We start from the raw sequence: 2,480 nt of genomic DNA, 5'->3' as shown, positions 1-2,480 counted from the left end.
GTCCTGGACCGCTTCGGGGCCGTCGAGGTTTTCGCCGATCTGGACCGGGGTAACGAGTTCGCGGGCGATGGCCGCGTACCCTTGCAGATCGTTGTGGCGAATTTGTTCTTCCAGCCAGTAGATGTTCAAGTCCTTGAGGTCGAGTCCGCGTTGGATGGCATCGGAGACCGTCAGCGCCTGGTTGTAGTCCACCATCACTTCAACGGACTCGCCGATGGCCGCGCGAACGGCTCTCGCGACTTGCACATCCTCGCGGCGGTCGGCGTGACCGAGGCGCAGTTTCACCGCATTGAATCCGGGTTCGAGCAGTTTCACGGCTTCGTCCGCGGCCTGCGCCGCAGGCATCAATCCAAGGCCGTCGCTGTTATAGGCACGAACCGGGTCCAGGCTGCCACCCAGGAACATGGCGAGAGGCATATTCGCGGCGATCGCCAGCGCGTCCCACAGCGCAATATCGATGGCGGCCAATGCCATGCGCACGACGCCTGTGACGCCGAGCAACGCGTATCGGCGTGCAAGGAACGCCGCTATCTTCGCGGGCGTCACCGACATGCCGGCGATGAGTCCCGCAGCTTCCTGCATGACCTCGGCGATGGCCTTGGCACCGCTGTCGCGATAGCAGAAAAGGTAGGCGTGACCCACGACGCCTTCCCTGGTTTCCAGGTCAACCAACAGCAGCGGCGCGGCCGTCATGGCGGCCGCGCTGGTGCCTAACGGGAAACGCATCGGCGCTTTCACATAGCGGATGCGGATGGCCGAAACGTGCAAAGCGGGCTGGACGCTGGGTGAATCAAGAGCAGGCATGTCGTTCTCCAGAAAATTGCGCTTCTAAACTTATAAACCAAATTGGACCAATTAGTAAACCAATCCTTCAAATTTTGATGGATACCCGTATACTGGTTAGCCAATAAAATAGCGCGGAGGCGCCCCTGCTTATCCAGCAGGCGGGAGGCACCCGCGGCGCAGTGGAGCGCGGTCGTGATGAATGATGTGAATGTGGAGAGGGTGCGAAGTTTTCTACTGAGGGCGAGGGCCGCGGACGGAGAGGAACTACCTGCCGAGCACTACTGCGGCCTTAGGACTGCGGGCTTCCCGGCGCGCGGTCTCACCTGTTTGAGCGCCGCAAATGATTGGATGACATCGAACCAATAAATTCAAATGGTTAGCCAATCGCGGCGAAGGGGAGCCGCCGCAGCCGACTAATCGCCCTACGCTGCGAACTTCGCTGCGTCTATATCGACCGTGCCGAGTCGCGAGAAGATGCTGCAGACGGCGTGTAACTCGACGTTGTCGTTGACGCAAACCGTGAGGGTCGCGTGATCGTTGTCTTCAATGCTTCCAGAGGTATAGGCAGCCGCTTGGTCGCAGATCGAGTCGGTCGTTTCAAATAGGAAGTCGTGGAATTCCACGACGCCCAGGTGCTCACCGTGACCCGCATATTCAGCGCATCTCCAGTGCGTCGCTGCGCTCGGGCCGCCGAGTGTTTTTGCCAACCCGGTGCTCGGCGGCGCACAAGCAGCTGCAACCCGGACTCTGTCGGGAGCAATGCCTTCCGTGCACAACTCCTCGAGCGCTTCGCTTAACTTGCTAAATGAATCGAACGCACCGACCACTTCAAGCATCATCCTCGTCTCCTGCTAAATCACTCGTGTTTCTACGCGCGGAATGCTTTGAAGCCCGTGGTGACAGCTTGCGCTGACGAGTACACGATGCTTGGCCCGATACCGAACGGCGGATAGATACGCCAATCCTTGCGTCCGTGATGAAAAAATATCAGCGAAAAGAACCCCGCCATGAGGGGGGCGCGAACACAGACGTAGCGACAGGCGCCAGGATAGACGCGGCCGAAGTGCGACACGTGAGCCCCACTGTCGGCGCCAAACCACCTGCTGACCTCGTGGCGAAGTGGCGAGTGACGAAGTTTGGACATGATCTGCCTCTACAACAGACGTCGCTGACAATGCAACGTCACAACCTGAGAAAGCACATTAACTTTAGGCTACAAACCCACTGTTTGCAATGGTTTATCAACGTAGAATAATCTGAAGAATTGCGAAAAATTTCTAGCGCTGTGCCTATGGCTTTGCCCTTCGCCGAAGTACCGTCCTGGGCGCTGAGTCGCGGGGATTCATAGCTGCCGGACTGATGCCGCTCCCTCGCTGGAACAAGATGGGTGCCGATACAAACAGCAGTTCAATCGGCCTCACCGCAACGATGCGAAGCCGAAATTCGAAGGCGTATCATGGGCGGCGATTTCCACTAAAAAGCGACCCGCCATGGCTGAAGTCAGTGGGTGAACGGCCTGCACTTTCACGATTTAAGCCTGTCTGATAAAAAGCATCCGATGCGATATGCCTCTTATTCGCGACGCGCCAGCGCGTTGGCGATCGACTCGATCTGGTGGACCGTAATCGTGCTCTTCGTCCCGCTCGGACCATCAACGGAAGACGTCCTCATGGCACCGGAGTCCTTCGTTCTAT

General features: G+C 58.1%; 3 protein-coding genes and 1 pseudogene. 1 reads left to right on the top strand and 3 read right to left on the bottom strand.

Annotation, left to right across the window (positions count from 1 at the left end):
* The 3 genes from WCA53_RS09170 to WCA53_RS09160 all read right to left on the bottom strand — a co-directional run.
* A partial coding sequence (locus WCA53_RS09170) for an enolase C-terminal domain-like protein (RefSeq protein ID WP_423908246.1) occupies positions 1 to 804 on the bottom strand: 804 nt, incomplete at its 3' end.
* Positions 805 to 1,208: 404 nt separating this feature from the next.
* Entirely contained in the window at positions 1,209 to 1,625 is a 417-nt protein-coding gene (locus WCA53_RS09165) for a hypothetical protein (protein WP_423908243.1), read from the bottom strand.
* A 29-nt stretch (positions 1,626 to 1,654) separates the two neighbouring features.
* Positions 1,655 to 1,930 (bottom strand): hypothetical protein, encoded by a 276-nt coding sequence (locus WCA53_RS09160; protein ID WP_423908241.1) that lies wholly within the window; start codon positions 1,928 to 1,930, stop codon positions 1,655 to 1,657.
* A 363-nt stretch (positions 1,931 to 2,293) separates the two neighbouring features.
* Between WCA53_RS09160 and WCA53_RS09155 the strand changes: the two are divergent.
* Positions 2,294 to 2,480: pseudogene (locus tag WCA53_RS09155) on the top strand (hypothetical protein); the annotation flags it as partial.

The organism is Caballeronia sp., assembly GCF_049581465.1.
Classification (GTDB): Bacteria; Pseudomonadota; Gammaproteobacteria; order Burkholderiales; family Burkholderiaceae; genus Caballeronia.
Note: the sequence above shows the minus strand (reverse complement) of the source record. Positions and strands in the feature narration are given on the sequence as shown.

Bases quoted from the DNA above. Each gene is read 5' to 3' on its own strand.
- WCA53_RS09160 (WP_423908241.1), bottom strand. From the start codon at position 1,930: ATGTCCAAACTTCGTCACTCGCCACTTCGCCACGAGGTCAGCAGGTGG.
- WCA53_RS09165 (WP_423908243.1), bottom strand. From the start codon at position 1,625: ATGATGCTTGAAGTGGTCGGTGCGTTCGATTCATTTAGCAAGTTAAGC.